Raw genomic sequence first — 24811 nt, 5'->3', positions numbered from 1 at the left:
GTCAGCCAGGTTCACTCGCAGCCCACGGGCCGCTCGAGGCCGGCGCATCCACCGCGGCGGCGACCGGCGCCCCGAACCAGCGACCGGCGGCCCGTTCGACCTCCCCGGGCTCCCCGGCCCAGGCCACCACGCCGTCCGGCCGGATCAGCACCGCGTCGAGCCCCAGATCGTCCCGGGCCGGACCGGCCACATGGCGGATCCGGCCCGGCCGGCCCCGCGCAACGTCCTCCAGGCCGCCACGGAAGTCGAGCAGGACGCCACACCCCTCCCGCAACAGCTCGCCCAGGCTGGTGCCGTCCTCGAGGCGGAAGTCCGGGGCGTCCCGGCCGGCCAGCGGATGCTCGCTGCCCACGTCGTACCGGCCGCAGAGCCCCGACACCCGCTCGAACACGTACGTCGTCCCGTCCGCGGTCGCCAGCAGGTCCCGGACCACACCCTGCAGCGCCGTGGCGCTCCCGCCCGGCCGCATCACCGCCACCTGGGCACGGGACCAGTCGAGGATGCGGGCGCCGACCGGATGACGCTCGGTGGTGTACGTGTCCAGCAGGCCACCGGGCGCGTACCCGTGCACCGTCGCGGCCAGCTTCCAGCCCAGGTTCATCGCGTCGCCGATGCCCAGGTTCAGCCCCTGCCCGCCGAGCGGCGAGTGGATGTGCGCCGCGTCGCCCGCGAGCAGCACCCGCCCCCGCCGGTAGGTCGTCGCCTGCATCGCCCGATCGGTGAAGGTCGAGACGAGCTGCACGTCGCTCAGCGTCACGTCGGTGCCGGAGATCCGGCGCAGCACCGCCTGGAGGTGCTCCCGGGTAGGCGGCTGCGACCGGTCGTACGCGCCGCCGTCGAAGTCCATCAGGCCGAGGTGGCCCCCGATCGGCATCCGCAGGTACATCCCGTCCGGCGTGAGGTTGAAGCCGGGGCGCAGCTTCTCCGGATCGGCGATCGTGGCGAGCGCGGTGTACCCGGTGAGCTGCGGCCCGGTCCCCACGAACTCGAAACCGGCCAGCCCGCGCACCGCGCTGCGTCCGCCGTCGCAGCCCACGAGCCAGCGAGCCCGGTACGTCCGCCCGCCCGCCGTCGCTTCGACGTACTGATCATCCTGCGCGACGGCGTCGACCACCACACCCCGCTCGATCCGTACGCCGAGCTCGACCGCCCGCTCGGACAGAACGGTCTCGACGGCTTCGAGGCTCGTCATGACCGCGTCCAGGGCCGGGCTGGGCAGCGTGGTGAAGCGGACCTTGGCGGGGTCGAGGGTCATTCCGGCGAAATGGCTCACGTTTCGCGGAGAAGTGCGGGGTTCTTCGTCGACACCCAGGGCGGAGAGCATGCCGCGCCGGTAGAACGCCTCCACCGAAGCGGGGTTGAGCCCGCGCATCCCGAGCGGCAGGGCCTTCCAGGCGGTGTGCGGCTGTGGCTCCCGTTCGAGCACGATCACCTCGCAGCCGGCGAGGCGCAGCTCACAGGCCAGGAACAGGCCGACGGGGCCGCCACCCACGATCACGACGTCAGGCATGACAGTTCTCCTCATCCGAACAGGGACAGGTCTCACCCGAACAGGGAAACGTCGATGGAGTCCGCCAGGGCCAGGTAGCCGGCGTCGTTGCCGTGCAGGTGGTCACCCGCGTGCAGGTCGTCGCGGATCCGGCTCGGCCGGTCCGGGTCCCGCCAGACGGCGTCGAAGTCGAACACCGCGTCGAACTCCCCGCTTGTCCGGATCCAGTCGTTGACCGCTCTGCGCGCGGCGTCACCCTCCGCGGTGTAGATGTCCTCCCCCTCGTAGGGCGCGATGGTGGTGCCGTGGACCGCGACCCCGCGGTCGTGCGCCCGCGCGATCAGCTGACGGAGGCCGGCGATGACATCGTCCGCCGTCACCGGGGCGCCCGGGAACATCGCGAGGAAGCCGGCGAGCGGTCCGTCGTCACGGGGTGCGAACGACACGATCACGTCATTGCCGCCGATGGACACCACCACGCAGCCCAGGCCGGGTGTCGCCAGCACGTCACGGTCGAAGCGGGCGAGGCCGGAGGCGCCGAGCCCGTCGGTGAGCAGCCGGTTGCCGCTGATGCCCTGGTTGGACACGTAGACACCGCGCTCGGCCAGCCGGTCCGGCCAGCTGCGGGCCGCCCCCACGGTCGAGCCGGCGCCGTCGACCCGGGAGTCGCCCAGCACGACGACCGTCCTGGCGGAGCCGCCGGCCAGCACCTCGACCGCCGAGATGAGCGCCCGGGCCGCCAGCGGTTCAGCCTCCGGGGGCAGGGCGGGGGACGCCACCGCGTCGCCCGGGATCGCCCAGCCCACGTCGAGCGGCATGTCGTGGCCCGTGCAGGCCTCGACCTTCCCGGGCAGGTACAGGCTCACGGAGAGCCGGGTGAGGGCGGCGAGCGGCAGGTCCACCGGATCGCTGACCAGCGGCGCACCCGCCGGGACGGTGGCGGTGGCCCGGCCGCCGAAGGTCAGCACGCGGTCGGAGCCCGCCTCGACACCGCCGCCGGGCGTCGCGAACCCCAGCCGCGCGGCGCCGATGGCGAGCGGCTCGGTCCCGTACTCGTTGCTGAGGCGTACGCGTACCCGGCTCCCGCCGCCGCTGACGCGGAGCTCCTGGCGCAGCGTCACGTCGGCGAATGCTGCATCGGTGACCTGGGGGGACGTACCCCAGGTACGCACCCAGCCGGCGTCTTCGAAATCAGTCATGCCGGAACGGTGCTGCCCGCCGCTGACACCGGACGGACAAGGCGTCGACACGTGGCCCACACCGCGCCGACACGAGCCGTCAGACGGGCGACCCCGCTATCTCGCGCAGCGCGTCGAGGACCGTACGCACGGCGGCCCGATGCAGGCTCTCCGGACGGGCCAGCACGTCGATGTGCCGCCCGGCCGGAAGGTCGGCCAGCGGACGCAGCACCACGCCGGGACCGGGCCGGCTGGTGTAGCCGGGCAGCAGCGCGAGCCCGCCGCCCGCCGCCACGATCGCGGCCGCGACGGTGAAGTCGTTGACCCGGTGGACGATCTCGAGGGGCCGGCCGGCGGCCGCGGCGATCGCCGTCAGCACGCCCTCCAAGGGGAAGCCCTCATGGACGCAGAGCCACGCCTCGCCCGCGACGTCGGCCACGGTCAGCGCCGCCTTCGCGGCCAGCCGGTGGCCCGCGGGCATCGCGACGGACAGCGGCTCGTGGACGAGCGGCACCACCGTGAGCCTGCCCGCCGGCCAGGGCGGGCTGTACGCCAGCCGGTGCGCCAGCACCAGGTCGTAGTCCGCGACCAGGGCGGGAAAGTGGGCCTGGGCGACGTCCTCGTCCGAGCACCGCACCGGGGGCAGGCCGGGACGGCCGAGCAGCGGGCCGAACCAGGTGAGCCCGGCGCTGTGAAAGGCGGCCACCGTCACCGGCGCGGCCGGATCGTCGAGGTAGGCGTCCACGGCGCGGCCGGCCCGGTCGAGCGCGGTGGAGACCTCGATCGCCGCGGCTGCCAGGGCCCGCCCCGCCCCGGTCAGCACGAGGCGGCGGCCGCGGCGCTCGGTCAGCGGCACCCGCGCCGAGCGCTGCAACGACCTCAGCTGCTGGGAGACCGCCGACGGGGTGATGTGCATCGCCCGGGCGACGGCGGCGAGGCTGCCCCGGTCGCCGAGTTCCCTGAGCAGGCGCAGGTGGTGCAGATCCATAAGGCATCACTACACCATCGGTTGAGAAGATGGCGGCTTGTCTTCACGGTCGACCGGCTCCACGCTGCGAGCATGTCGATACGCCGCAGCGATCTGTTCCTGCTGGCCGTGGCGGTGGTGTGGGGCAGCAGCTATCTGGCCGCCCAGACCCTCGTCCTGGCCGGCGGGGTGCTCGCCGTCCTGGCGCTGCGCTTCCTCGTCTCGGCGGTCGCACTCGCGCCTGCCATGGCGGTACGCCGCCCGGGCCTGCCGGAGCTGCGGGCCGGGGCGCTGCTCGGGCTCACCCAGGCGACGGTGCTCGTACTGGAGACGTACGGGGTGTCGCTGACCAGCGCCACCAACGCCGGGGTGCTGATCAGCCTGACGATCCTGCTCACGCCGGCGCTCGAGGGCGCCGTACGACGGCAGTGGCTGCCACCCCGGTTCTTCGCGGCCGCGGCGGTGGCGGTGGCCGGGGTCGTCCTGCTGGTAGCCGGCCCAGGGCTGCGCGCGCCGACGGCCGGGGACGCGCTGATGCTCGCGGCTGCGGTCGTCCGCGCGGCACACGTCACGCTGTCCGGGCGGCTGACGGACGGCCGGCAGTACGACACGGTCACGCTCACCTGGCTGCAGACCGCGGTCGGCGCGCTCCTGTTCACCGTCCTCGCGGCACCCGCCCTGCCCGCGGCGGTACGGGCCTTCGGGCCGGGACACTGGCTCGGCGTGCTCTACCTCGCGCTGGGCTGCAGCGTCTTCGCGTTCCTGGTGCAACTGTGGGCGATCCGTCGTACGTCCGCGGCGCGGGCGAGCCTGCTGCTGGGCACGGAGCCGGTGTGGGCGGTGCTGATCGGGGTGGGCCTCGGCGGCGAGCACCTGACCGCGGTCGCCGTCGCCGGTATCGCGCTCGTCCTCGGTGGCACGTACTACGGCCAGCGCATCGAGGCGGACCACCGCGCGCCGGCCCAGGCCCGCTCCGCGGACCGGACTGCGGCGGACGGACTTTCGCCGGCCTCGCCGCTACCCTGACATCGACGACCATGCCATGTGGACGGCGACACAGGTGGAGGGGGCGGCATGCCCGCGGACCGGCCCGACGCGGTCTTTCAGCGGGTCGAGGCGGTCAGCGGGTTCGCGTACGGCGCCATCGGCGCGGACATCCACGTCTTCGGCGACGGCTCCCCCGTCTACCTGCTGCGCCGGCGTACGGAGCCCGGCGGCACCGACTCCGCGTGGTTGCGTGCCCAACCCAGCCGGATGCTCGACTTCCGGGCCGGTACCGTCGAGTTCACCGGCCGGGAGACCGAGCTGGGGCTGCTGCGGGCCTGGATGACAGCACCGGCGGCGTTCTCGGTGCGCTGGCTGCACGGCGCGGGCGGCCAGGGCAAATCGCGGATGGCGGCGCGGCTGGCCGACGAGTTCGGCGGCGCCGGCTGGCTGGTGGTCGACGCGGTGCACGCCACGGACACCTACCCGCCGGCGGAGGGCAGCCAGGACCTGCGGATGGACGGCCGGCCCGGGCTGCTGGTCGTCGTCGACTACGCGGACCGGTGGCCCGTGGCGGCTCTGGCCTGGCTGTTCCAGAACCGCATCATGCGTCAGCGCGTGCCCGTACGGGTCCTCCTCCTGGCCCGCTCGGTGGACTCCTGGCCGCCGGTACGGGCCAAGCTGCACCGCCTCGGTGAGCGGGTGGACACCTCGGACCAGTACCTCCCTCCACTGTCGTCCACCGGCCCGGACGGCGACGGCACGGAACGCGACGCCCTGTTCCGGGCCGCCCGCGACGGTTTCGCACAGCACTACCCGCCCGCGCCCGGACCGGCGGAGATCACCCCGCCGCAGGCCCTGACCGGAGCGGAGTTCGGCCTCACGCTGGCGATCCTCATGGCGGCGCTGGTGGCCGTCGACGCACGGCACCGCGGTCGTGAGGCCCCACGCAACCTGCTGGGGCTCACGACGTACCTGCTGGACCGGGAGTACGAGAACTGGCAGGACCTGTACGACGACGCGGGGGCACCGCCACGCATCGACGCCCGTACGATGCGCCGCCTGGCCTTCTGCGCGACCCTCGCCGGACCGATGCGCCGCGACCGCGCGGTGGAGCTGGTGGCGTCGCTGCCGTTCACCGCCCCGCCGGAGCTGCTCATCGACCAGCATCGGCGAAGCTTCCCGGCCGCCGAGGGCGAGGCCGGCAACGTGCTGCAGCCGATGCTGCCGGACCTGCTGGCGGAGGAGTTCGTCGCGCTGTCGCTGCCCGGGTCGCCGGTCACCGGCTATCCGGCGGACATCTGGTCGGTCACCGCCGCGAGCGACCTGCTGGAACGGGTCGACGGACATGCCCCTCCGCACACGCCCCGGGCCCTGGCCGTCCTGACCGCGGCCGCCCAGCGATGGCCGCACGTCGGCACGGAGCTGCTGTTCCCCGTGCTGCGGCGGGATCCCGGCCTGGTGATCGACGGCGGCGGCGCGGCGCTCGGCAACCTCGTCGGGATCGACGAGCTGGACGCCGAGGTGCTCGAGGTCCTGGGCTGGCAGGTGTACGAACGCGGTCACCTGGAGACGGTCGCCGACCCGGCCGCCGACTTCACCGAACGCTGGGTCATGGAGCGCCGGGTGCCCGGCGAAGATCCGGACCCGGCCGCCTTCCACCAGCTCGCCCGGGGCATCGGTGCCGCCCGTGCGGGCCGCCACTCGGAGGCGCTCAGGGCCCTCCGCGAGGGTGTCGACGGCTATCGGGACCGTTACGCCGCGGATCCGTCCCACCGCAGGTACCTCGCTTCCGCGCTGGACAAGCTCGGCAGCGTGGAGGCGATCACCCACGACCACGAGCAGGCCATGCTCGCCTTCCGCGAGTCGGCCGCGCTGTACCGCGCCGGCTGCGACGAGGGCGAGCCCGAGCTCGAGCTGCTCGCCTTCGCGCTCGGGGCGTGCGCGCTGGCCCTCGTACGCCAGGCCCGCACGGACGAGGCGGTCTCGCTGGCCCGGGAGTCCGGTGATCACCACCGTGCCGCACTGGCGTCGGGGCCGACACCCGAGCGGCTGTCGATGCTGGTGGCCACCGACGTGCTGTGCGCGGAGGTGCTGCGCAGCGCGGGTGAACCGGCGGCGGCCGCGGCCCGGGTCGACCGCGCCATCACGTACCTGAGCTCCGGGTCCTGCCCGCGGGCGGACGTCCTGCTGCCCGAGGCGCTCCTGGCCCGATCGAGGGTCAGCGAGCGTCTCGAGCGGATCGAGGAGGCGGTCGAGGCGGCCCGGCAGGCGGCCGAGCTGTACCGCGAGCTCACCGGCGTACGGCCGTTCAACCGGCTGCGGTACGTCGAGGCGCTGCAGCAGTGGCACGACGTCCTGCGGTTCACCGGCCGCCGCGACGAGGCACGGGAGAGCCTGGCGGAGCTGAAGACGCAGGCGCTCCGGCTCGCGGACGAGTACCACGACAGCGCGCCGGTGCCGCTGAAGAAGGCCCTCGACGCCGAGCAGCGGTTGCATCCCCTCCGCGCCCTCGAGTGGAACGACCCGGCCGAGATCGCGGCGGCCGCCGAGCGACAGGCCCGGCTCCGGAACTGGGCGGCGGTGTGGGAGCTGGCGACCGCCGCGCCCCTCGACGACGCCGTCCGCGTGGCGCGACTGATCCCACCCGACCGGTGGCAGCCCGGCGACGAGCAGGCCGCGCTGCTGGCCACGCGGCTCACGGCGGCCGATCCCCGGCAGGTCGGGGACACGATCGCCGGGTTCGCCGACGAGGCCGTGACCCACACCGGCCCGGTCGGGCACGCCGGGGACGTGTCGTTCGCGCGCCAGGAGCAGATCCTGGTCATGGCCGTGCGACCCGGACGCGGACGCGAACGCCTGGTGCAGCGGGACCTGAACGGCGCCGCCGACACCGTGCTGTACCGCGGTACGACCCGGCACCGCGCGCTGGCCAGCGTCGGCCGCGATCACCTGGTCGCGGTCCGGATCGATCCGGACGGGCCGGCGCTCGTGCGCTATCGCGACGGCCGGGCCGACGTGCTCGCCCGCGGCCCGGAGCTGGGGACGGCCCGGCTGCTGCCGACCGCCACCAGCGTGATCGTCGCGATGGGACAGCGGGCCGGCGTGCTGGTCTGCGACGAACGCGGGGTGCGGCACCACCGGGACCCGGACCGGCTCGGCACGGCGGCCGGCACACCGGCCGCGGTGGCGCCGGGCGGGCGGCGGCTCGCCTTCGCGACCGGCCGCGCCCTCGCGGTGACGGACGCGGACCTGACCGCGCGGGAGGCCTTCGAGCTGCACCCGGAGTTCCTCGGCGACGTCGGTGACCTCGCCTTCGTCTCGGACAGCGAGCTGGTCACCGCCGGCGCCGCGGGCGGGCTGGCGCGGTGGGAGATCGCCGGTGGCCACCTGATCCGCGTGGCCGATGCCGGCACCGTCGCGCTCACCGACCTGTTCAGCGTGCCGTCCTGGAGGCTGCTCGGCGGCCGGTCGGCCACCGGGGAGGGACACACGGTGCTCGACGCCCTGCTCCTGCGGCCGACGCCGGCCACCGCGAGGATGCCCGGCCCCGGGCCGCTCCGGGTCATCACCACCTCGGCGGACGGACGCTACCTGCTGTGCAGCGGCCGGCTGTCCACAGGCTCCGGACGATGGGCGCGACAGCCACGGCCGGTCACTCGTATCATCGATCTGCGTCATCCCGGTACCGCGCTGCGGCGGCCGCTCGCGTCCCTGACCGCGGCGGACATCGCAGGCCTGGAGGCAGCCGCCGGAACCGGACGGCGCCGGGAGATCGTGGCGCTGGCCGCGGCGGTCGCCCGCTGGCGGATCGGAATCGGGGTGTGATGGCCGAGAAGAGCGGGCGGGCCGGTCCGGGGTGGACGCCGGCGAAGCGGCCCACCATCGCGCAGATCGTCGACATCTCCGTGCGGACCGTCGGCGACAGCGCGGCAACCAGCGACGACGGCAACTGGGACGCCGCCGAGGCGACGCTCACGTCCGCGTTCACCGCCGCGCCCGAGCAGCCGGACCGGCGGCAACAGCCCACCGGGCAGGACCGGGCGGACCTCTTCGCCGACCACTGCGCCGCGGGGCGGTGGGGCGACGCGGCCGCCGTCGCCGGCGAGCTCGAGGCGTACCACCGGAGGTACTACGGCCGATACCACCACCGGACCGTGCTGTGGACCGGCCGGCTGGGCGAGGCGTACCTGCGGGACGGCGACCCGGGCCGGGCCGAGCCGCTGCTCCTGGCCGCGCTGACCGCGCTGGAGTCGCTCCGGGGCGCCGGCCACCCCGAGACCCTGAACTGCCGCCGGCTGTACGACGCCGCCCGCGCCGGGCGTCCCGGGCCCACCCCGGCCGGGAGCGCCTCGTGACCGGCGCCGGGTCGAACCGCCAGGTCCGGCGCGGGGCCGGGAGCGCCTCGTGACCGGCGCCGGGTCGAACCGCCAGGTCCGGCGCGGGGCCGGGAGCGCCTCGTGACCGGCGCCGCGTCGAACCGCCAGATCCGGCGCGCCTTCGAGAAGATGCAGGCCACCAGCCGGGAGGCGGCCGAGCTGAGCCGTGCGGGGCGTAACGCGGCCGCGCTCAACGCCGCGGAACGGGCCGCCCGGGAATGCGTCGAGCTGTGCAGGATGGACCCGCTCTACCGGCCGGCGCTGATCGTGGTGCTGCACAACGCCGCCGTCCTCAGCCGGCTGAACGAGGACGTGCTGTCCTGGCTGCACTACGCGGCGCGGGCGGTCGTGACCGCGTACGACGCCGAGGAGGCGACCGGGCAGATGCCGGCCGAGGCCGAGCAGGCCTTCACCGCGTTCGAGCAGACGACGTTCCTCATGGCCTTCGGGCAGGGCTCGGACCTCATGCGGGAGAGCCTCGCGACGGTCCTGGACGGCTCGAGTCCCGAACGCCGGTCGGAGGCGCTGGAGACCATCGACCTGTGCCTGCGCATCGGTGACCGGCACCGGCGGTCCGGCGCGGTGGAGGCGGCCATCGGGCACTACACCGCGGCCGCGGTGCTCAGCGACGAGTGCCACGAGCTGGGACCGCCGTTCGTCGCGGCGGACTGCGCGGCATGGATGAGCCTGGCCGAGGCCCGGGTGGCGACCACCGACTACCGGCAGGGCGGCCGCGAGTCCGCGTCGCGCGCCTGTGCACGGGCACTGAACTCGCTCGGCGAATGGTTCCGGGTCTCGGACGTGGGCCTCATCTTCACCCCCGTCCACGAACTGCCGGCCGGCGCCGACCTGATGCGACGCTGCACCCTGGCCGGCGACATGCTCGTCCGCTACTCCGGGGTCCTCGACACCCTCGGGCACGAGGCCGAATCGGTGAGCATGGAGGTCGCCGGCCGCCTCCTGCTCGAGGGACTGGACCGTCCCGAACGGATGGAGGTCGACATCTCCCGGGAAATGTCGGTGGAGCGGTTCAACGCCGTGGAAGCGGGCTTCTCCGAGCGGCCGTGACGGCCCGGCGAGCCGGCGTGACGGCCCGGCGAGCCGGCGTGACGGCCCGGCGTGACGGCCCAGCGAGCCGGCCGGTATCGACCGGGCCGGATTCCGCCGTAGGCTCCGGTTGTGTCCATCACCGTCCTGTTCCTCGCGGCGAACCCCCGCGACACCGCTCCCCTGCGGCTGGACGAGGAGGTCCGGCACGTCACGCGCAGCATCCGCGCCGCCGGGTTCCGCGACGACATCCGGCTCGTGCCGTGGTTCGCCGCCCGCCCCGACGATCTCGTGCAGGGCCTGCTGGAACATCGGCCGCAGGTGCTCCACGTCAGCGGTCACGGCGACCGTACGGGCGAGATCAGCTTCGTCGGCGACGACGGGCGCACCCGGCCGGTCAGCCCGGAGGCGCTGCGCCGGATCCTCGGCGTGCTGCGCGACGTCCGCGTGGTGCTCCTCAACGCGTGCCACAGCGCCGCGCAGGCCGCGGCGATCAAGGAGCACGTCGACGTGACGATCGGCATGAGCCGCGCCATCGGCGACCGCGCGGCCATCGCCTTCGCCGGCGCCTTCTACCGGGCGCTCGGATTCGGCCTGAGCGTTCAGGAGGCTTTCGAGCTCGGGGTGGCCACGCTGCTGCTGGAGGGCATACCTGGCGAGAACATCCCGCAGCTGGTCACCCGGGACGGCGCGGCGGCGTCCCTGCATCTGCTCCGCACCGACGCTTCTGGGTCCGACGCCGCCGCGCCCGAGGCTTCCGGGTCCGACGCCGCCGGGTCCGACGCCGCCGGGGCCGACGCCGCGCCCGATGCCGAGCCCCACGCCGCGGGGTCCGACGCCGCAGGTCAGCGCGACGATCGGCCGGCGGCCACCTCGCCGGGCTGGGTGCAGAACATCACCAGCTCCGCGCCGGGCGCGATCGCCCAGGGCGCGATCTTCGGCAACGTCGTCAACCACCCCTCCCTCGATCACCCGGCGTCTCCCGCGGACACCCCCTAGCTGTTTCGCACCCGGAGGCCGGGCTACGGCGGGCCTTGGCACTCGGGGTCCCAGAGCGCCTCCACGGAGGACCGCAGCGCCTTCGCGACCTTGATGGCCAGGTAGACCGATGGGGCATAGTCGCCGGTCTCCATGGCGATGATGGTCTGGCGGCTCACCTGGACGGTGGCGGCCAGGCCCTGCTGGGTCAGGCCGGCGTCCTTGCGGGCGGCGCGGATGCGGATGCCGGCGGCACCGTCCGCTTCCGGGGAGCGGACCGGGCCGGGGACGGGTGTCATCAGTCCTCGTCCCCCGCCAGGGCCTCCTGCCGGGCGCGGCGGCGACCCTTCACGATCGCGGCCGCGACGCCCAGGAGCGCGCCGAAGACGCTGCCGACGGCCGAGCCGAGCCACGAGGAGTCGTCGGGATCGGTGACGTACTGCGCGCCGACCACGAACACCGCGTACGGAGTGACGCCGGCCACGAGCAGGACGATGCGCTTGGCACTCCAGCTGCGCGGGGTGGTGTCGACCTGCCGGTGTCGCACGTACAGCGTCGCGACCATCATGGGGACCCACAGCGCCGCCAGCATCACCGCGAGCGGCAGCACGGACGGCTTGCCCAGCACCCAGACCATGACGGCGGCGGCCCACGGCAGCAGAAGGTGGTGCAACGAGGCCGCCGTTGTCATGCCCTCGTACCACCGGAGGCGCTCGCGCTCGTCACCGTAGATGTCGCCGCCGAAATCAAGGTTCCACCGGACGACCCGGTCAAGGATTGTCGTCGTCATGCGTCCAGCATCGTGTAAAGTCGTCTTGACGTCAAGAGGACTTGACTCCGGGAGGTCAGACATGGATCCACGGCTTCGCGCCGCCGTCGACGCGAGCGTCGGGTGGTACGAGGACCTCTGCACGCTCCACGGCGTCGGGTCGACCCTGGTGGACGGCCTTTGGAGCGCGCTCAGCCCGCCGCCCCCGCTGCACTCGGACGCCGTGGTCGTCGAGCCCGCGGTGGACGCCGGCCTGGTGCGCGCCCGGCTCCAGGGCCGGGAGCACTGCGGGGTCAAGGACAGCTTCGCCACCATGGACCTGACGGGCGACGGCATGCGGCTGCTGTTCGCGGCCACCTGGATCCATCGCGCCGCCCGGCCGGCGGGCCGAAGGGACCTGCCCGCCGGGTGGGCCGCGGTGACCGGCGCCGACGAACTCGCCGCCTGGACCGGGCAGCACGACACGAGCGACGTCCTTCTGCCGCCGTTGCTGCAGCGGGCGCACTTCCGCATCCTTGCCCGGCGCTCCGGCGACCGCATCGTCGCCGGCGCGGTCGCCCGGCTCGGCAGCGGGGCCGTCGACGTCTCGAACGTGTACGCCGTACCCGGCCACCGGGTCGACTGGGCGGAGCTCGCCGAAGTCGCCGACGCGTGTTTCCCCGGCCGCCCGCTCGTCGGCTACGAACGCGGAGACGCGCTCGCGGCCGCGCTCGACGGCGGCTTCGAGCCGGTCGGTGAGCTGCGGGTCTGGGTCCGCTGACGGGCCGGGGCGCGACGGCGCTCAGCGCGGCACGACTCAGCGCGGCGGGCCGCGGCGGGCCGCGACACGGCTCAGCGCGGCACGGCGCGGCACGGCTCAGCGTGCTCAGCGCGGCACGGCTCAGCGCGGCACGGCTCAGCGCGGCACGGCTCAGCGCGGCACGGCTCAGCGCGGCACGGCTCAGCGCGGCGGGGCGCGACCGAGGCTCAGCGCGGCGGACCGCGGCAGGGCTCAGCGCGGCGGGGCGCGACCGAAGCTCAGCGCACCCGTTCGGCCTTGAACTGCATTCGCGGCGAGGCGTAGAACTCCTGCGCCTGCACGAGCCGCAGCTCCCGCTCACCGGAGCGGTACGTCGTCTCGATCAGGTCGAAGACGCTCGAAGCCGTACGCTCCAGCGACACTGCCGCGTCCCGGGTCGCGACGTAGTGGGCGGTGAACAGGGCTGCCGTGACGTCGCCCGAGCCGTTCGCCTTGAACGGCAGGTGCGGGGTGCTCACCAGCCAGGCGCCGGCGGGGTCCACGACCAGCATCTCGATCGTGCCCTCGTCCCGGTCGGGACGCTCCACGCTCGTGACGAGCACGGTCGACGGGCCCGCGGCACGGGCGAGGTCGGCAGAAGCCAGGGTCGACTCGAGGCTCGCCGGCTCGGTGCCGGTCAGATATCCGAGCTCGAACTGGTTGGGGGTGATGATGTCGGCCACCGGCACCACGCGGTCCCGGAGCAGGTCGGGGATCTCCGGGGCGACGAAGCATCCGGACTTGGCGTTGCCCATGACCGGGTCGCAGGCGTACAGCGCCGAGGGGTTCGCGGCCTTGACCCGGCGTACGGCGTCGACGATGACGTCACCGATGCCCACCCCGCCCTGGTAGCCGGAGAGCACCGCGTCGATCTGCGGGAACACTCCCCGCTCCTCCACGCCGAGCAGCACCTCGGCCACGTCCGGCGGCGGGATCAGCGGCCCGCGCCAGGCGCCGTACCCGGTGTGGTTGGAGAAGTTGACCGTGTAGACCGGGATGACCTCGACGCCGATGCGCTGCAGCGGGAACACGGCCGCGGAGTTGCCGACGTGGCCGTGGGCGACCGCCGACTGGATGGACAGAACCTTCATCACGCCAGCGTAGAGGGCGGGCCCGCACGGCCCGGCGGGATTCCCCGCCGGGCCGTCACGCCACGGCTCAGGCGACGTCGATCGCGTCGAGCTCCGCGAAGTTCGCTCCCTTGCCGTACGCGATGGTGTTGGTCCCCGCCACGAGGGTGACCGTACGCTCGCTGACCTGCCAGTTGTCCCAGCCGGTGACCGGGTAGTCCACGGTGCCGGCGGCTGCGCCGTTGACGGTCAGCGTGTGGCTGGCGGCGCCCGCGTCGGACCCGTTGGCGTAGCGGGTGGAGAGCTGGTAGGCGCCGGCCCGGGGCACGTAGACGGTGAACGTCACCCGGCTGTCGTCGAAGTCGATGCCGCCGACCACGACGCCGTTGCTGGCGCCGCCGGCCGCGTACCGGGCGTTGGCGCGGGTGAAGGCGGCGTCCTCGGCCTCGTACCGGATCTTGGCGCCTTCCACGATGGGGCGGCCGCCCTGCCAGTCGAGCCGCTGCGTGTACATCGCCCGGTACGTGAACGTCGGGTCCCAGCCGTGGAAGACGATCCGGTCGCCGTCCGGGCCGGCCACGATGTCCTGGCCGCCGGGGCCGCGTACGGTGCCGGCGAAGGCGTCGGTGGTCATCAGCGGCGCCTCCGCCTTGGTGTACGGCCCGCGCAGCCGCGTCGACGTGGCATAGCTGCTCACGTAGCTGCCGTTGCCGAAGAAGTTGGCGGAGTAGAACAGCACGTACGTGCCGTCGTGCTTCCACAACGTCGGCGCCTCGACGAGCGTGCCCTCGAACGGCTTGTTCTGCTTGATCAGCTCGGTCTCGGCGCCGGTGCGGCGCAGCCCGTCGGCGGTGACCTGTTGCAGGTGCAGCCAGGTGTCCTGGGCGCAGCAGTTGCCGTCGTTCTTCCATAGGATGTAGCGGCGCCCGTTCTCGGTGAACGAGGACGCGTCGATCACGCCACCGGTCTCCGGGGTGCAGACCAGCGAGGTGTCCCGCGGCACGAACGGCCCGCCGGGCGCGGTGGCGGTGGCGGCGCCGATGCACTGCTTGCCGGAGGCGCGGTCGTGCGCGGTGTACCACATGACGAAGCTCCTGGGCCCGGTGGAGAACACCTCGGGCGCCCAGACACCGTGGTCACCGGACCCGCCGGGCGGGAACGACCAGGCCGGGTCCGCCCAGGCTCCCAGGGCCGGCAGCGCGTCGCTCGCCTGCACGGTCCAGCTGACGAGGTCGGTGGAGGTGGCCCACTTGATGTTCCGGCCGTCGCTGTTGGTGGCGTACGCGTAGTAGGTGCGGCCGACCTTCATGACGTCCGGGTCGGCGAAGTTCTGATCGATGACCGGCCCGGAGGCGACGGCGGCCGACGGCGCGGCCGTGGCGGTGAGCAGGCCGGCGACCAGGGCCAGGACGGCGGTGGCGGCGGCCGCCGGACGCAGGAAGCTGCGCCGGCCACGGATCGGTCTCATGTGTTCTCCATCGAGGTCGGTAAAGGTGCTCCATCATGGCTCACCGAGTTCTTCAGCGCCGCTCCGGCGCTCTACCGGCTTCCCGGGTGACGGAGGCGGTCCGCCTCGGCGGGCATTCCGGCTCGGACGTATCCGTCGATCGCGCGGCGGAGGTGGTCGCGGGCGGAGTCCGGGTGGCCTTCCCGGTGGTCGAGGTCGCTCAGCATCCGGTGCACGGTCGCCTCGGTGGCGGGGTCGGGCAGCCGGACCAGCGCCGCCAGCGCGGCCCGCAGTTCGGCCCGGGCCTCGGCGGCGTCCCCGGCGGTCAGGTGGGCGCCCGCGAGCCGGGCCCTGGTGGACGCCTCGCGCCGGTCCGGGTTCACCGCGAATCGGTCCACCGCCAGCCGCAGGCAGGAGACCGCCTCGTCGTGTTCGCCGCGCCGGAGCCTCACCTCGCCGAGGTTGACCAGGGTGTCGGCCTCCGCCTCGGGGTCGGCGGCCTCGCGCAGCGCGGTGCGGGCGGCCTCGAAGTGGCGTAGCGCCGCCACCGTGTCGCCGCGTTCCAGGTGGACCACGCCGATGCTGTCGAGGGCCGTGCCCTCACCGCCCCGGTCGTCGTCGGAACGGTGGGCCTGCAGCGCCCGGTCCAGCACCTCCAGCGCGCGGTCGGGATCGCCACGCCGGTAGTGGGTGTAGCCGATGTTGTTCAGCTGGTAGCCGCGGCCGCGGGCTCCGGCGGCCTCGCGGGCGGCGAGGGAGCGTTCGAAGGCGTCCAGGGCCTCGTCGTACCGGGCCTGTTCGAGGTGGAGCCGGCCCAGGTTGAGCAGGGCGCGGCTCTGGGCGTTGCGGTCGCCGGTCTCCTGGCTCAGCTCGTACGCCCGCCGCAGGTGCTCGGTCGCGTCGGCGTACCGGAGCAGCACGGCGTTGCCGATGCCGAGGCTGTTGTGGAACGTGGCCAGGGCGGACCGGTCCCCCAGGTGCCGGGCGGCCGCCAGCCCGGCGTCGTAGACGGCGAGGCTGTCCGGGGCGTCACCGCAACGCTGGTAGTACGCGCCCAGCATGGCGGCGAGGGCGGCCGTGGTCTCGTGGTCGCCGAGCCGGCCGGCGAGATCGGTGACCGCGACGAGGTTGTGGCGCTCGCCGTCGAAGAAGGCGAGCGCTTCGGCGGCCGAGCCTTCGGGGAACGGTGGCGGAGGAGCGGGACTCGGCGGCTCGGGGCGGTGGCGGTGCGGGGCGACCACGCGGCACATCGCCGTTGCGGCCGCGAGATACCAGCGCAGGATGCGCCGGGCCGCCAGGTCGCGATCCTCCGGGGTTTCGTCGGCGGTGGCCTGGTCCCGAGCGTACAGCCGGATGAGGTCGTGCATCGTGTAGCGGCCGGGCGCGTGCTCCTCCACCAGGTGGTCCTCGACCAGCATGGCCATCAGGCGGGCCGCGGCGCCGGGGGTCAGCTCCGCGACGGCCGCCGCGGCGGCGACGCCGAAGTCGGTGCCGGGGAGCAGGCTCAGCAGCCGGAACAGCCGCTGCGCCGGGGCCGTCAGCCGGGCGTACGAGACTGCGAGCACGGCGAGCACCGCCGTGTGCGGGTCGCCGTCGACTGTGAGCGCGGCGAGCCGGTCGCGGTCGACGTCGCGGAGGTACCGCTCGATCGTCTGGTGCGGGTTGTCGTTGATGTTCGCGACGGCGATGCGCAACGCGAGCGGCAGCCGGTCGCAGACCCGGACGAGCGCCGCGACCGCCTCCGCCTCGCCCTCGGCCCGGCGGGCGCCGAGGGTACGGCGGACGAACCCGGTCGCCTCCTCCGGGCTGAACGGGCCGAGCGCCACCCGGTGGACGCCCTCGATGGCGGTCAGCCCGGCCATCCTGTTGCGGCTGGTCACGAGCGCGAGGCTGGGTGGTCCGCCGGGCAGCAGCGGGCGGACCTGGGCCACGTCGGCGGCGTTGTCGAGGAGGATGAGCGTCCGCCGGCCGGCCAGCAGCGTCCGGTAGGTGGCGGCCGCCTCCTCCGGATTCGCCGGCACGCGTTCCACCGGCACGCCGAGGCCGCGCAGGAGCTGGCCGAGCGCCTCCTCCACGGTCAGCGGCGGCACGGCCGAGTAGCCGCGCAGGTTCAGGTAGAGCTGACCGTCGGGAAAGCGGTCGCGCACGCCGGCGCTCCAGTGCAGTGCCAGCGCGGTCTTGCCCACCCCGCCCGCACCGGCGATGGCGGAGATGATCACCGCGGGGGTGGCGGCCCGCTCGTCGAGCAGGTCACTGAGCGCGGCCAGCTCGGCGTTCCGGCCGGTGAAGCCCCGGGGCGGCAGCGGCAGCTGGGCGGGCGCCGGCGCGACGGTGGCCGCCGTGCCGGCGACCACGCGCTCCGGGGCGGGGCCCAGGCCGGGGTCGCGGCGCAGGATCGCCGCGTGCAGCCGTTGCAGCTCCGGCTCCGGGTCGAGGCCGTACTGCTCGACGAGCTGGGTACGCGCCTCCTGGTAGGCGGCGAGCGCGTCCAGCTGCCGACCGGCGCGGTACAGCGCGAGCATGTAGTGCGACAGCAACCGCTGCCGGCCCGGGTTCGCGGCGACGATGTCGGCGAACTCGGTCACCGCGACGGCGTGGCGACCGGCGGCCAGATCGGCCTCCACGCAGGATTCGACGGTGGTGAGCCGCAGCTCGGTCAGCCCGGCGCCGACCCGGTCGCGCAGCCGGTCGGTGGCGACGTCGGCCAGCAGCGGCCCGCGCCACAACGCGAGCGCCTCCCGCAGCATCCGCGCCCGGGCCGCCGGATCGTCGATCGTGCGCGCCCGCTCGACCCGCGTGCGGAACAGGTGGGCGTCGACGCACTCCGGCACGACGTCGACCAGGTACGCGTCGCCGCGGTTGACGATCCGCACGCCGTGCCGCCCGGTCCGGTCCGGGTCGAGCTGTCCGCGCAACCGTGACACGTGGCTGCTCAGCGTGGATCGCGCGTTGGCCGGGGGCGGCCCGTCCCAGAGCAGCTCGACGAGGCGGTCGATGCCGACGACGCGGCCGGGTTCCAGCAGGAGCAGACCGAGCAGGCACCGCTCGCGGCGGCGACGGCTCACCTCGACCGGACGTCCCCCGTCGGCCACCTCGAACGGACCCAGCAGGCGGAACTCCATGATGGACCGTACGGTAGCCGGGCCACCCGGGCGATGAGAAATGCATTGCCCGGGTGACCCGCCGCCGGCCCGGCCGTTCGTTCAGCCGAGGATTACCGCCGTGGCAGCGTTGGTGGCGCAGCCCACCACCCCCGCCTTGGTGAACGCGGCGACCCGGGCGCCCTTGGTCAGGAAGCCCGAAGCGGTTTTGTTGGCCTTGTCGTAGAAGATGTCCGTGCCGACCCCGATGAAGGTGCCGACGCCCAACGCACCCACGACGCAGGCGACCACCGCCCCCGCCACCCGGTCCTTCGGATGCTTCTTGTACCCGGCGGTCGTGTTGTAGCCGGCCTCGTGATACTTGCGCTGGGCGTCCATCTTGGCGAACCCGGTCAGGTTCTCGGCGTCGTTGGCCATCTGGTGCCCGGCCACGTCACCGACCTCCGGCGCGTCGGGCTCGCCGCCGTACACCTCGCTGCCCCCGATGTACGACGGCAGCAGGCTGTGGTCGTGCGCGGCCCGCGCGTCGTTGACGACCGCCCGCGCGAAGGTCGGCGAGCACTCCTTGCCCAACGACTCGCAGCCCACGGCCACGCCCCGGATCGACTGCTCGAAGTCGCTGCGCCCGTTGCGGGTGCGCTCGACCTCCGGCGCCCGCCCGTCGGTGGCCTCGGCCAGCAGGTACGGGTCGGGATGGCCGGTGGGCAGGATGTAGCCGTTGATCTCGACGGCGCCGCCGTGGTAGACGGTCAGCTTGGTGCCGTTGCGGTAGGTCCGCTGATCCTTGATCGACCGCGGGTCGGGCTTGTACGAGCCGGTGCAGTCCTCCCTCGGAACGTTGCGCGGGCACAGCCGCAGGTTCTCCTTGCGCTCGCGCTCGACGGCTTTCTCGTGCTGCTGGCTGATGAGGTCGTCGGCGCGGCCGCACTCGTCCAGGCAGACGCGCAGCCCGTCGGCGTCCGTACCGGTCACCGGCGTGTTGTTGGCGTACGCGTAGCCCTGCATGCTCTGCGGGTCGGCCACGTCCAGGATCGGGTCCACCGAGATGAACCGGCCCAGCGCCGGGTCGTACTCGCGGGCTCCGAGGTGGACGGTCCCGCCGCCGTCCTGCGCGCCACCCACGAACCCGTAGAGCGTGGGCCAAGGTGCGGCGGTACCCCGGCCGCCGCCGAACGGGGTGGCCCGGCGCCGGGACGGCTGGAGGTCGGACGCCCGGAACGCGTGCTGGCTGGTGCCCTGGTGATCCCCGGCCTGCCAGAACAGCCCGGCGCCCGCGGTCCGCGACGCCACCAGACCGGCGGAGGCGTGGTCGTAGAGCCGGGTCCCGGTCACCTTGCCCGAGCCGTCCGAGCGGAATTCCGCACCGCCCAGGTACAGCACGCTGCCCTTCGCCTCGCGCTGCACGAGCCGGTTGCCGTCGGCGTCGTACACGATGCTGGCGGTGGCACCGTTCTCCGTGAGAGCGGCGAGCCGCCCCTCGGCGTCCCAGTCCAGCTTCTGCGGGCCGGTCGGGCCGGGCCGGCGGGTGGTGTTGCCGGCGTCGTCGTAGTCGTACCCGTCGGTCTGCTCCGCCGTGCCGACCTTGCTGGTGACCGAGGTGACGGCGTGCGGCTGACCGTCGTCCGGCCCCGGGTAGGCCAGCGTACGGGTGACCGTCCCGCCCGCGGTCTGCTCGGTGACCGACGTCCGGTTGCCGCTGGCGGTGTAGCCGAAGGCCTGCCGGTACGGTGCGGGACCGCCGAGGTCCGCCTGGGCCGGGTCCCCGCCGCAGTCGCCCGAGCGGGGCGTCCAGGCGTTCGTGAGCCGGCGCAGGTGGTCGTAGCGGAAGCACTGGGTGTCGTCCTGCCCGGCGGCGTACTGGGCCAGGTCGTCCGACACCGACAGGACGTTGCCCTGCTGGTCGTAGCGGTACGTGGTGTCCGCCGCGACCACCTGCGCGAAGTCACCGAGGACCTGGTGCTCGGCGAGCCGGGCGGTGCCGTGCTCGTACGTCCAGTACTGCAGGATGTTGCGCCCCGACCCGTCGGTCGCGTTGACCGAGGAGAGCTGGCCGTCCTGCCGGTACTCGGTCGAGGTGACGTACGAGCTGAGCCCCGACACGGTGGTGGGCATGCCGAGCCCGTTGTAGCCGTACGTGAGGGTCTCGTCGGCCAGCCCGCCGAACCCGGCGGCACCCGTGCGGGCCGGCATGCCGCGGGTCGCCACCGAGCCGTCGGCCGCGTAGGTCAACGAGGAGGTGTACTCGCCGGCGAGTGTGCCCTCGGCGGCGGGAATGACGACCCGGGTGCCGGTCGGCTGGTAGCGGTCGGTGTAGCCGGTCACGCCGGTCTCGTACACCGACGTGCCCTGGTGGCGCTTCGCCGAGGTCGGCTTGCCCTTCGCCAGGGTGTCGTAGGTCCACTCGGCGAGCAGCGGGCCGGTGACGGAGTCCTTGTGCTCGGCCGTACGGCGGCCCAGCGCGTCGTGCTCGTACGCCAGCGTCACGTCCCGGGCGTCGGTCATCGTGACGAGCTGGCCGGCGTCGTCGAGGCCGTACTTCGTCACGCCCTTGTCCGGATCCTCGTCCCGGATCTTCCGGCGGCGCTGGTCGTAGCGGTACCGCCAGGTGGTGCCGGCCGCGTCGGTGACGCTCTCGAGGTCACCGGCCTTCGTGTACGTGCGGACCGTCTCGTCGTACGCGCCGGCCGGCTCGTTGCCGTGGTACTGGCGGGTGGTGACGACGTTGCCGCGCGCGTCGAGCCAGTTCGCCGTGGCAGTGCCACCGACCGGCACGGCGACGCGGGTGTGGTCGCCGCCGTACGTGGTGGTGGTCCGCCAGCGCTCGGCCGCGTCCACCTGGAACGCCTCCACCGACGGGCGGCCCGCGCCGTCGTACGTGGTGACGGTCTGGGCCGGCACCGCCGTGTCCCCGGTCGGCGCGAACAGCGTCGGCGACGGCGCGGCGGCGTTGAAGTACGCCGGCCGGGTCTTGGCCGCCAGGCCGCGCGAGTCGTAGATCGTCTCGCTGATCATGCGGCCGCCCCCGACCGCGGGTACCTGCCGCTGCCGCTCACGCAGCCGGCCGTCGTAGAGCGTGACCGACTCGATGTGGCCGGTGCCCGCCGGGTTGAGCTTCTTCGTGGTGACGACCGTGGGGCCGCCGCTGTTGCGCAGGGTGTACGTGTAGCCGATGTCCGGCAGGTCGGTGCGGCCGCGGCCGGGCAGCCACACGCCGGTCAGCCGGCCGAGCGGGTCGTAGGCCGTCTCGGTGCGGCGCCGGTTGACGTCCTCGGCGACCGTCGGGGCGCCCCACGCCGGGTCGCTGTCGATCGCCGTGGTCCAGCCCATCGGATCGGTGACCACGGTACGGGTGACCGGCCCCCCGGTGGCCGGCGTGTACGCGGTGGCGGTGCGGCGGTCGAGCGCGTCGAACTCCTCGGCGACGCGGCCGTGCCTGTCGTGCGTCCTGCGACTCGTGGTGGTGTACACCGGCGCGCCGTCGTCCCATCCGGAGCGCTCCTCGACCCGGGTCGCCAGGCCGGCGGTGAGCGTCGTGCCGTACGCGGTGGCGCCGTCGTACCAGGTCCGTACGTCGGACAGGACGTCGGTGGCCTGATCCGGGGTGGCCTGGCAGCGCACGGACACGGTCTGCACCCGGGCGAGGCTGGTCACCGAGGTGCCGGCCGCGTCGGACGCGTACGTGTACCGGGTGCACTGGTCGTCGGCCGTGGTGCTGACGTCGCCCTCGTTGTCCACCCTGTCGAGCCGCCCGGTGCGGTCGGCCAGGAACACGTTCGTCTGCCGGGTGGTACGCCAGCCCCGGCCGCCGTCGAGGGCGGTGTCGGTCCTGGTGGACGCCGTGTTCACCACCCGGGCCTCGATCGTGACGCCGTTCAGCGACGCGGTCGCGGTCGGGCCGAACTGGTACGGGTCCTTGCGCGTCCGCTCGATCACGGCCGGCGTGGTGCCCAGATGGGTGAACTGCTCGAACAGCTGCCCGGTGAGCCAGTCGGAGTCCGGCACGCGGTTGCCGTCCCAGTCGGTCAGCTCGGCCGAGCGGGTGCCCTTCTCGAGCCGGTCGCCGTTCATGCCGCGGAAGTACGAGAACGTGGTGCGCGACTGGGTCTGCCCGGGAGCACCGACGGTCTCGACGACTTTGCCGTACCCGCGCCACTGGCCCCAGCTGCGGCGGGCCGGCAGGGTCAGCGCGTTGTCGTCGGAGTGCCAGGCCGGCGCCTCGGGATAGGCGTACGTGGTGACCTGGTCCGGTGAGGCGCCGGTGAGGTCGCTCTCGGTCACCTCCTTCACCACGTACTTGTGGAAGTACTCCAGCTTGGGCTTGCTCGCACCCGGCGGCAGCCAGTGGAGCGGGAAGCACAGCTTCGTGTTGGTGTCCGGAGAGGACGGGACGTTCGTGCCCGCGACGCACTCCGGCTCGGAGTAGGTGACGGTGAGCTGGCTGCCGCTCTCCGAGACGATGGAACGCATCCGGTAGCGGATGATGGAGCTGGTGGAGCCGGCCGGGTCGACCCGGTTGGAGCCCTGGACGGCCGTGAACGTCACCGGTGGCAGGCAGAGCTCGCCGCCGACCAGGCCGCAGTGCGTGATCTGGCGCAGCCAGAGGATCTTCGCCTGGCCGTCGCCCGGGTTCTTGAACTCGTGTTCCAGCCGCCACTCGTCGACGCCCCGCCAGGTCTTGGTGCCGCTGGCGACCTCGGTACGCACACCCGCCAGCCGGTTCAGCGTCCAGAACGTCGGCGAGTACCTGCCACGACAGTTCGCCGTGGTGCATGACTGGTCGAGCGGCGCGTCCGGGAAGTTGGCGGGATTCGACGGTACGCAGGTGGCACCCGGAGTGATGCAGCGTGGTGCGGTGGCGAACAGGACCCGCGCCGGGGCGGTGCCGGCGAACACCGTGTCCGCGCCGCCCTCCTGACGCGTACCGTAAGCGATCTCCCGCACCTGGCTGGACCGGACGTACTCCGGGGTGTCGGTGTCAGTCACGTTGCGCGCGTACCGGTTGATGTCGCGGCTGTAGAAGTACGACATCGTGTTGCCGCGCGGGTCGACGACGTAGTCCAGCCCCCACCGGTACGCCTGCTGGCAGCTCGATGCGGCGAACGTCGACCGGTGGCACGGTTCGCCTTCGTCGTTGCCGAACACCGGCACGTACGAGACGGAATCGGTCTGCGGGTCCTTCTCCGACGCCCGCCAGCCCGGCAGGCGGTTGAGCCCGAAGAAGTACTGGGTGCCGTCGGTCGTGGTGACCTTCCAGTGCTCGCCGTCGTCGTCGCCGTTGGCCAGGCCGGTGTCGGTGAGCCGTTCCACCCGCGAGCCGTCGTCGGCCGCCGGGCGCCAGAGCTTCGCCGCGGCGTCGTACACCAGCGGGCTGGACCGTCCGTTGAGGCTCAGCACCACGCTCTCGCCGGCCCAGCACAGGTCGCCGACGCCGGCGTGGCCGTCGTCGGCGCAGGCCCGGTAGCCGCGGTCGATCGAGCCGGGCTGCCAGCCGAAGCCCTCGCCGGCCCAGCTGGGCTGGGCGTTGGTGGCCGCCGTGAACCCGTCCACGGCCTGCGCCGAGTAGCCCAGCGCCACGGTGGGTGCGGGACCGCCGAGCGCGGGCGGCGTGCGCAGCGCGTACGACCAGGCGAAGTCGCCGGCCGAGCCGCCGCCGCTCCAGGTGCCGGACGGCTTGAGGTCGGTGGCCTGATAGTCGCCGCCGTCGCCGGAGGGGCCGGCGGCCAGGGCCACCAGCGTGCCGGAGGCGGCGACGCCGACCTCCGCGCTGAGCACCCCGGCGGCGACGTCGTTGGTGGTCCGCAGCGGGGTCGCCGCGCAGCCCGGCACTCCGGGGGTACGCAGCGCGCACTCGGGCAACCGCAGCAGCCGCAGCCGGCCGGCCCAGTCGCCGCCGTACGCCCCGGCGAACGATCCGTACCGCAGGGCCACGACGGCGCGGCCGGCGGCGGCAGCCCCGTCGGTCCGGCTCACCCGGAACACCAGCTCCTGACCGGCGCCGCGAGCGCGGGCCCGGTCCAGTGTCTGGACGCGTACCGTGCGCGGCTCGCCGGCCACCACCAGCGGTGCGGTGCCGCCCGCGCCGGCGGCGGTACGGGCCGCCGCGGACCGGGCCTGGGCGGCGCTCCCGCGCACGGTCGTCAGCTCCGTGGTCCCGGCGGCGGGCCACGCGGTGGCCGGGGCGGCGTTCAGGACCGGCGTGGGGTCCTTGGCCGGGCTGCGCCCGGGATGGTCGCCGCCCGGCACCGACTGCAGCGCCGCGGGCGGGCGCGGCCGGGACGGCTCCGCCGCCGCGGCCCGAGCGGCCGGCACCGGTCCGGTGAGGACAGTCACCAGCACCGCCGCCAGAACAGACCTTCTCCCGATCATTCGTCGCCCCTTCCGGTCCCCGTTTGCGGCGACCCTAGGCACGCGCGAATGACACCGGTCTGACACGCGCCGCCCGCGTGTCAATCCAATGGCAGACGGCGTCGCCGATGATGACCGCCGTCCGTCGGCAAGGAGTTTCAATGACCATGTCAAGCCGCGTTCGCGGTGAGCGGTGGTGAGGGATGGAACTCACGGCCGTCGCGCAGCAGGGCCCAAATAACGTCGATCAGGCGGCGGGCCAGGGCGATCACCGCTTGG

At 73.9% G+C, this 24811-nt stretch carries 15 protein-coding genes; 6 read left to right on the top strand and 9 right to left on the bottom strand.

Annotated elements, in window-relative coordinates:
* Nucleotide 1: 1 nt before the first annotated feature.
* From IT780_RS24885 to IT780_RS24875, 3 genes are all read right to left on the bottom strand, one after another.
* Nucleotides 2-1510, bottom strand: coding sequence for an FAD-dependent oxidoreductase (locus tag IT780_RS24885; RefSeq protein ID WP_199514082.1), 1509 nt, complete (start codon nucleotides 1508-1510; stop codon nucleotides 2-4).
* A 32-nt stretch (nucleotides 1511-1542) separates the two neighbouring features.
* Nucleotides 1543-2688 (bottom strand): SGNH/GDSL hydrolase family protein, encoded by a 1146-nt coding sequence (locus tag IT780_RS24880; protein WP_199514081.1) that lies wholly within the window; start codon nucleotides 2686-2688, stop codon nucleotides 1543-1545.
* Nucleotides 2689-2767: 79 nt separating this feature from the next.
* Entirely contained in the window at nucleotides 2768-3655 is an 888-nt protein-coding gene (locus IT780_RS24875) for a LysR family transcriptional regulator (RefSeq protein WP_199514080.1), read from the bottom strand.
* A gap of 72 nt (nucleotides 3656-3727) precedes the next feature.
* Between IT780_RS24875 and IT780_RS24870 the strand changes: the two genes are divergently transcribed.
* The 5 genes from IT780_RS24870 (at nucleotide 3728) to IT780_RS24850 (ending at nucleotide 11043) form a co-directional block, all read left to right on the top strand.
* Complete coding sequence (locus tag IT780_RS24870) at nucleotides 3728-4660, top strand: DMT family transporter (protein WP_199514079.1); 933 nt, start codon at nucleotides 3728-3730, stop codon at nucleotides 4658-4660.
* Between the two features lie 48 nt (nucleotides 4661-4708).
* Nucleotides 4709-8446, top strand: a complete 3738-nt coding sequence (locus IT780_RS24865) for a tetratricopeptide repeat protein (protein ID WP_199514078.1) — start codon at nucleotides 4709-4711, stop codon at nucleotides 8444-8446.
* A complete protein-coding gene (locus IT780_RS24860) occupies nucleotides 8446-8976 on the top strand; it encodes a hypothetical protein (RefSeq protein WP_199514077.1) in 531 nt (176 codons plus the stop codon). The genes IT780_RS24865 and IT780_RS24860 overlap by 1 nt, the downstream gene beginning before the upstream one ends.
* Before the next feature lie 102 nt (nucleotides 8977-9078).
* Nucleotides 9079-10065 (top strand): hypothetical protein, encoded by a 987-nt coding sequence (locus IT780_RS24855; protein WP_199514076.1) that lies wholly within the window; start codon nucleotides 9079-9081, stop codon nucleotides 10063-10065.
* Between the two features lie 111 nt (nucleotides 10066-10176).
* The gene (locus tag IT780_RS24850; protein ID WP_199514075.1) at nucleotides 10177-11043 is read left to right on the top strand and encodes a CHAT domain-containing protein; all 867 of its coding nucleotides are present in this window, start codon (nucleotides 10177-10179) and stop codon (nucleotides 11041-11043) included.
* 23 nt (nucleotides 11044-11066) lie between these two features.
* Here the strand turns inward: IT780_RS24850 and IT780_RS24845 are convergent, their stop codons facing one another.
* Nucleotides 11067-11321 (bottom strand): helix-turn-helix transcriptional regulator, encoded by a 255-nt coding sequence (locus tag IT780_RS24845; protein WP_199514074.1) that lies wholly within the window; start codon nucleotides 11319-11321, stop codon nucleotides 11067-11069.
* Nucleotides 11321-11812: a hypothetical protein gene (locus IT780_RS24840; RefSeq protein WP_199514073.1), complete on the bottom strand. Its 492-nt coding sequence runs from the start codon at nucleotides 11810-11812 to the stop codon at nucleotides 11321-11323. The genes IT780_RS24845 and IT780_RS24840 overlap by 1 nt, the downstream gene beginning before the upstream one ends.
* 61 nt (nucleotides 11813-11873) lie before the next feature.
* Here IT780_RS24840 and IT780_RS24835 point away from each other — a divergent pair, with 61 nt between their 5' ends.
* Nucleotides 11874-12551: a hypothetical protein gene (locus IT780_RS24835; RefSeq protein WP_199514072.1), complete on the top strand. Its 678-nt coding sequence runs from the start codon at nucleotides 11874-11876 to the stop codon at nucleotides 12549-12551.
* Nucleotides 12552-12808: 257 nt separating this feature from the next.
* Here IT780_RS24835 and pdxY read toward each other — a convergent pair whose 3' ends face one another.
* The 4 genes from pdxY to IT780_RS24815 all read right to left on the bottom strand — a co-directional run bounded on the left by pdxY (nucleotide 12809) and on the right by IT780_RS24815 (nucleotide 24553).
* Complete coding sequence (gene pdxY, locus IT780_RS24830; RefSeq protein WP_199514071.1) at nucleotides 12809-13660, bottom strand: pyridoxal kinase PdxY; 852 nt, start codon at nucleotides 13658-13660, stop codon at nucleotides 12809-12811.
* A gap of 67 nt (nucleotides 13661-13727) precedes the next feature.
* Nucleotides 13728-15107, bottom strand: coding sequence for a family 43 glycosylhydrolase (locus IT780_RS24825; RefSeq protein WP_199514070.1), 1380 nt, complete (start codon nucleotides 15105-15107; stop codon nucleotides 13728-13730).
* 71 nt (nucleotides 15108-15178) lie between these two features.
* Nucleotides 15179-18208: an AfsR/SARP family transcriptional regulator gene (locus IT780_RS24820; protein ID WP_199514069.1), complete on the bottom strand. Its 3030-nt coding sequence runs from the start codon at nucleotides 18206-18208 to the stop codon at nucleotides 15179-15181.
* A gap of 81 nt (nucleotides 18209-18289) precedes the next feature.
* The gene (locus IT780_RS24815) at nucleotides 18290-24553 is read right to left on the bottom strand and encodes an RHS repeat domain-containing protein (RefSeq protein ID WP_199514068.1); all 6264 of its coding nucleotides are present in this window, start codon (nucleotides 24551-24553) and stop codon (nucleotides 18290-18292) included.
* Nucleotides 24554-24811: the final 258 nt, after the last annotated feature.

It is taken from the genome of Nucisporomicrobium flavum (genome assembly GCF_016464385.1).
GTDB classification, from domain to species: Bacteria; Actinomycetota; Actinomycetes; order Mycobacteriales; family Micromonosporaceae; genus Actinoplanes; species Actinoplanes flavus_A.
The sequence above is the reverse complement of the archived record's forward strand: the minus strand, read 5'-3'. Positions and strand labels throughout refer to the sequence as shown.

Bases quoted from the DNA above. Each gene is read 5' to 3' on its own strand.
- IT780_RS24885 (WP_199514082.1), bottom strand. From the start codon at position 1,510: ATGCCTGACGTCGTGATCGTGGGTGGCGGCCCCGTCGGCCTGTTCCTG.
- IT780_RS24860 (WP_199514077.1), top strand. From the start codon at position 8,446: ATGGCCGAGAAGAGCGGGCGGGCCGGTCCGGGGTGGACGCCGGCGAAG.
- IT780_RS24825 (WP_199514070.1), bottom strand. From the start codon at position 15,107: ATGAGACCGATCCGTGGCCGGCGCAGCTTCCTGCGTCCGGCGGCCGCC.
- IT780_RS24835 (WP_199514072.1), top strand. From the start codon at position 11,874: ATGGATCCACGGCTTCGCGCCGCCGTCGACGCGAGCGTCGGGTGGTAC.
- IT780_RS24880 (WP_199514081.1), bottom strand. From the start codon at position 2,688: ATGACTGATTTCGAAGACGCCGGCTGGGTGCGTACCTGGGGTACGTCC.
- IT780_RS24845 (WP_199514074.1), bottom strand. From the start codon at position 11,321: ATGACACCCGTCCCCGGCCCGGTCCGCTCCCCGGAAGCGGACGGTGCC.
- IT780_RS24870 (WP_199514079.1), top strand. From the start codon at position 3,728: ATGTCGATACGCCGCAGCGATCTGTTCCTGCTGGCCGTGGCGGTGGTG.
- pdxY (WP_199514071.1), bottom strand. From the start codon at position 13,660: ATGAAGGTTCTGTCCATCCAGTCGGCGGTCGCCCACGGCCACGTCGGC.
- IT780_RS24875 (WP_199514080.1), bottom strand. From the start codon at position 3,655: ATGGATCTGCACCACCTGCGCCTGCTCAGGGAACTCGGCGACCGGGGC.
- IT780_RS24820 (WP_199514069.1), bottom strand. From the start codon at position 18,208: ATGGAGTTCCGCCTGCTGGGTCCGTTCGAGGTGGCCGACGGGGGACGT.
- IT780_RS24865 (WP_199514078.1), top strand. From the start codon at position 4,709: ATGCCCGCGGACCGGCCCGACGCGGTCTTTCAGCGGGTCGAGGCGGTC.
- IT780_RS24815 (WP_199514068.1), bottom strand. From the start codon at position 24,553: ATGATCGGGAGAAGGTCTGTTCTGGCGGCGGTGCTGGTGACTGTCCTC.
- IT780_RS24840 (WP_199514073.1), bottom strand. From the start codon at position 11,812: ATGACGACGACAATCCTTGACCGGGTCGTCCGGTGGAACCTTGATTTC.